Annotated in this window: 5 protein-coding genes and 1 pseudogene; 1 reads left to right on the top strand and 5 read right to left on the bottom strand. The window is 67.2% G+C overall.

Annotated features, from left to right (window positions below; genetic code table 11):
- Positions 1 to 289: 289 nt before the first annotated feature.
- Together M3461_08240 and M3461_08235 are read right to left on the bottom strand one after the other, a co-directional pair.
- Positions 290 to 1,150 (bottom strand): N-acetylmuramoyl-L-alanine amidase, encoded by an 861-nt coding sequence (locus tag M3461_08240; GenBank protein ID MDQ3774335.1) that lies wholly within the window; start codon positions 1,148 to 1,150, stop codon positions 290 to 292.
- A 129-nt stretch (positions 1,151 to 1,279) separates the two neighbouring features.
- Positions 1,280 to 1,639, bottom strand: a pseudogene (locus M3461_08235) (AMIN domain-containing protein).
- 255 nt (positions 1,640 to 1,894) lie between these two features.
- Between M3461_08235 and M3461_08230 the strand changes: the two are divergent.
- The gene (locus M3461_08230; protein ID MDQ3774334.1) at positions 1,895 to 2,392 is read left to right on the top strand and encodes a cupredoxin family protein; all 498 of its coding nucleotides are present in this window, start codon (positions 1,895 to 1,897) and stop codon (positions 2,390 to 2,392) included.
- A gap of 13 nt (positions 2,393 to 2,405) precedes the next feature.
- Here M3461_08230 and M3461_08225 read toward each other — a convergent pair whose 3' ends face one another.
- The 3 genes from M3461_08225 to M3461_08215 all read right to left on the bottom strand — a co-directional run bounded on the left by M3461_08225 (position 2,406) and on the right by M3461_08215 (position 4,216).
- Complete coding sequence (locus M3461_08225) at positions 2,406 to 3,176, bottom strand: TatD family hydrolase (protein MDQ3774333.1); 771 nt, start codon at positions 3,174 to 3,176, stop codon at positions 2,406 to 2,408.
- 103 nt (positions 3,177 to 3,279) lie between these two features.
- A complete protein-coding gene (locus M3461_08220; protein MDQ3774332.1) occupies positions 3,280 to 3,636 on the bottom strand; it encodes a PilZ domain-containing protein in 357 nt (118 codons plus the stop codon).
- Positions 3,637 to 3,667: 31 nt separating this feature from the next.
- Positions 3,668 to 4,216, bottom strand: a complete 549-nt coding sequence (locus M3461_08215) for a hypothetical protein (GenBank protein MDQ3774331.1) — start codon at positions 4,214 to 4,216, stop codon at positions 3,668 to 3,670.
- Positions 4,217 to 4,461 lie beyond the last annotated feature (245 nt).

Raw genomic sequence — 4,461 nt, 5'->3', positions numbered from 1 at the left:
TCCATCAGGGCCAGAGGCGACCCAAGGCCTCACCAACTAAGGCCGGATATATGGGAGCAACTGCGCTCACCGACCGCTGCCATCAACGAGCGAGATGCTTGCAAATCGGAGGAGTCCATATATGGGAAGAGCGTAGCGAACCCCAGCTATGTAGTGTTCCGAAGCTCCATCGCTGGGATTCGCCCTCGCTCCAGAAGGTAGGGGCGCACGGCCGAGCGCCCGCCGGTAACGAGGAGGACCGGCCGGCAGTAGGGGCGCACGGCCGTGCGCCCCAGCAATGCGCCGTCCGTCACCATGGGAGCCCGTGTGACCCAGATGGAATGCGGCGGATTTTAGGGATAGACCGTGGCGTCCGTGGTGAGGCAGGTCGTTCAACCACCTTCCCGGCCGCGATCGGGCTGATGGCCACCTCGGGCAACATGTGGGTTCGTTGCGGGCCCGTCTCCCTCATCTCCGCGAGCAGGGTGCCGGGCGGGGCCGCGTCGAGGAAGTAGGCCCGCAGGCCGTCGAGCACGCCAAGGGCCAACCGCTCCTGGTGAGCGGGATCGACGAGCTTACGCGCCTCCTCAGGATTGGTGATGAACGCGGTCTCGACCAGGATGGAGGGGATGTCCGGGGACTTCAATACCGCGAAGGCGGCCCGCTGCACGGCGGTGTGATGGACCCGGCCGAGGCCGGTCAGGCGGTTGAGCACCCGCCCCCCGACATCGAGGCTCGCCTCCAGGCTGCCGGTCTGGGATAGATCGATGAGGATCGCCTTCAAGGGCTCTTCCTTGTCATCCAGGCTAACCCCGCCCACGAGATCGGCGGCATTCTCGCGCTCCGCCAGCCAGCGGGCGGCCTCGCTGCTGGCGCCGTGACGGGACAGGACATACACCGAAGACCCGCCCGCACGGCGGTCGGGGAAGGCGTCCGCATGGATGGAGACGAAGAGATCGGCCTTCTGCGCCCGGGCGCGTTTGACCCGGTCGCGCAGCGGGATGAAGTAATCGCCGTCGCGTATGAGCGCCGCGCGCATCCCCGGCTCGCGGTTGCAAAGACGCGCCAGGCGCCGGGCGATGGCCAGCGTCACCTGCTTCTCCTGTGCGCCGCTCGCACCCACGGCGCCCGGATCCTCGCCGCCGTGTCCGGCGTCGATGGCGATGATCAGATCGCGCTGTCCCGGCCGGCGCGCGTGGCGTGCCGCCACCCGGGGCGGCACCGGGGGAGCGGTGCCGACCAGGTCCACCACCAGCCGGTGGCCATAGGGCCCCTTCGGCGGGACCAAGAAGCCCTTGGGCACCACCTTGTCCTTTAGGTCGAACACCAGCCGTAGGTCCCGGCCGTGGCGGCCGTGACGGATGCCCCGGAGAAAATGGTCTTGGGCCTCGGGTACCGTGAGCGTCTGTTCAAGGCGCGCCCCGATGAGATCGACGACCACCCGCTGCGGCCCGTGGATGGTGAAGACCCGGTATCGCGTCGGGCCGCTCAGATCGAACACCACCCGGGTGTTGTCGGGCGCGAACCAGGTCCGCACCCCCTGGACGGCGATCCCCGGCCGGCTCGGCGGTGCGGCTTCAAGGCCGGCCGAGATGAAACACAGCCCGAGCAGGGCGCAGAGGGCGCCCCATCGCCGCCGTCGTCCCGAGTGGCTGTCCATCCCGTTCATTCTTATACCGTGAGCCAGGAAACTCAAGTGTCTTTGAGATAACTATGCAAGGTGTATGAATTTACTACACTCTCAAAGAATAGCGCCCGCCGCGGGCCGGTACCCACGCGCCTCGGGGGGGCCGGCCGTTCTCAGGCGTTCGGCTTGCGTGTATCGTAGCGGTACCGTCCGACCTCCGATTCGTCGATGAGCAAACGGGGGTCCGCGGTGCATCCGACTACGAATCGCCACCGGAGAAAGAATTCGATGCGCACCCACCTACCGCTGACCCGTGCTCCGCTCGGCTGGGCCCTGATATGCCTCGCGCTTACTCCGCTGTGGTCCGCAACGGCGCGCGCGGAGCAGGCCGGCCACGAGCATAGCCAGGAGACCGGTTACGGCCAGCCGGGGTCGACATCCGACGTGGCGCGCACCATCGCGGTGACGGCGCTCGACAGCATGCGCCACGAACCATCGAATATCACGGTCGAGTCGGGGGAGACCGTCAAGTTCGAGATCAGGAACGCCGGGCAGATGCGCCACGAGTTCATGCTCGGGGGCGCCAAGGAACAACACCAGCATGCGGAGATGATGCAAGCACATCCTGACATGGTGCATGAAGAACCCGATGCGGTGACCGTCGAGCCGGGACAGACCAAGACGCTCATTTGGCGCTTCGGCGCGCCTGGGCTCGTCGAAGGTGCGTGTCATATCCCGGGCCACTACGAGGCGGGGATGGTGACGCGCATCCAGGTGACGGGGTGATCTCTAGCGGCGTTCAATCCACGGCGAAGAGACGCCGGTAGTTGGCGGTCGTCGCCTCGAACACCACCTGGGCCGGCACCTCGCGGAGCGCCGCGATGTGCTCGGCCACATAGCGGACATAGGCGGGCCGGTTTTCCTTCCCTCGGTGCGGCACCGGGGCCAGGTAGGGGGCATCGGTCTCTACCAGCAGGTGATCGAGGGGCACGCGGCGCGCGACCTCCTGCACCTGTCGGGCATTGCGGAAGGTCACGATCCCAGAGAACGAAATGTAGAAGCCCAGGTCCATGGCCGCTCGCGCCGTGTCCCAGTCATCGACGAAGCAGTGCATCACCCCGCCCACATCTCTCGCTTGTTCCTCGCCGAGGATGCGGATCACGTCGGGTGCCGCCTGGCGGGTGTGGACGATGATCGGCTTACTCACCGCCCGCGCGGCCGCGATGTGTCGCCGGAACCGCGCCTGCTGCCAGGTCATGTCGCCGGTGCTCCGATAGTAGTCGAGCCCGGTCTCCCCGATCGCGACCACCCGGGGATCTCGGGCCAGCGCCGCGAGGGTGTCGCAGGACGGTTCTTCGTCGGTCTGGGTATTGGGGTGGACGCCCACGGAGGCCGACACCTCGGCATGCCGGCGCGCTAGGGCCAGCACCGCCGGATAGGAGTCGAGGTCGACCGATACGCACAGGAGGCGCTCGACAGCATGCTCCCGCGCGGCGCGGAGCACGTCTGTGACGCTCGCGCCGGCGTCGAGATCAAGCAGCGTCAGATGGCAGTGGGAGTCGGCGAGCATGGCGGGAGTGAGCCGCCCAAATGGGACGAGTGACTGGGACGGGGCCGTTGGGATAGGCCATGATATCTTAAATAAACAACACCATGGCCGGCCCGGCCTGCGGCTACATGGTGTGGGTCTGGCGCCCGGACTTCAGCAGGTTGGCGAGCAGCGTCTCGATCTTGCCGCGTGTCGCGCCCTTGTCCATGTCGCTGAAGCGCACCCCGATGCCCGCCGTGCGGTTGCCGACCGCCGAGGCTGGGGTGATCCAGACGACCTTGCCGGCCACCGGCAGCTTTTCCTTGGCGTCCATCAGGCTCAGCACCAGGAACACCTCGTCGCCCAGGTGGTAGTGCTTGGTGGTCGGGATGAACAGGCCGCCGTTCTTAATGAACGGCATGTAGGCCGTATAAAGGGAACTAGTGTCCCGTATGGTCAGGGACAGGATCCCCTGACCCGGATCGTTGGCTACTGCACTCATCGTCGTTCATTCCCGTTTGGATAGAGACGGCCTAGGTCATCGTGGATCCTTCGGGAAAAATTGAGGGTGGCGACGTCGCTTGCGCCGGCCTCGCCGGCCGATGGGCGCAGATCGGCGCATGCGCGATGTGCTCGACGGGCCGGGTAATCCGGCGGCGCCCGGTGACTACGGGCAGACGTCCGAAGGGATCCTCGCGAGGGACAGCGCTTGCCGCGGGGGATCCGCCGCAAAGAGGCGCAGGGGGAACAGGCTGGAGGAGCGGGGAACTCGGGTACGCGGCCGCCGGATCGGCCAGGCGCAACGCCTCGTCCTGATGGTCGCGCACCACCGCGATGCCGGAGCGCAGGGCGGAGACCCCACCCGATATCGGGTCGGCCTGCCCGGCCTCGGTCAGGAGCGCCTCGGCCTCTCGAACCCTGCCGACGCTTGGCAGTAAACCCACCCGGAACAGGAAATAGGGAGACCCCGCGTCCTTCCCGAGGCAGGCGCCGAAGCGCGGTGAAGGACGCTGCCGACTCGTTGTGGCGATAGGTGGAAGTCGCCCCGCGAAGGGATCGACCGGCGTCACGACCCCGGGCATCGTGCCGACCCGGCACTACATCGGAGTAGTCGCGGACCGGACGTCATCGCCGGGCGCGGAGCCAGCGCTTGACGACAGCGCTCACCCCCCTCTTACGCACCCCCGGAAGGATCGGGCCTCGTCGGCTGCATCGCGAGCGCCCCGGAGCTCGGCGACTGTGAGGCATCCTCCGGGAGATCCCGCGTGTAAAAGGCCCTCGCCGATCCCGCATCGAGGGCAGCCGCCCGCGAGCCGGTATTGCGGGA

The sequence above is a fragment of the Pseudomonadota bacterium genome (assembly GCA_030860485.1).
Taxonomy (GTDB): domain Bacteria; phylum Pseudomonadota; class Gammaproteobacteria; order JACCXJ01; family JACCXJ01; genus JACCXJ01.
This window is presented reverse-complemented; position numbering and strand designations above follow the sequence as displayed.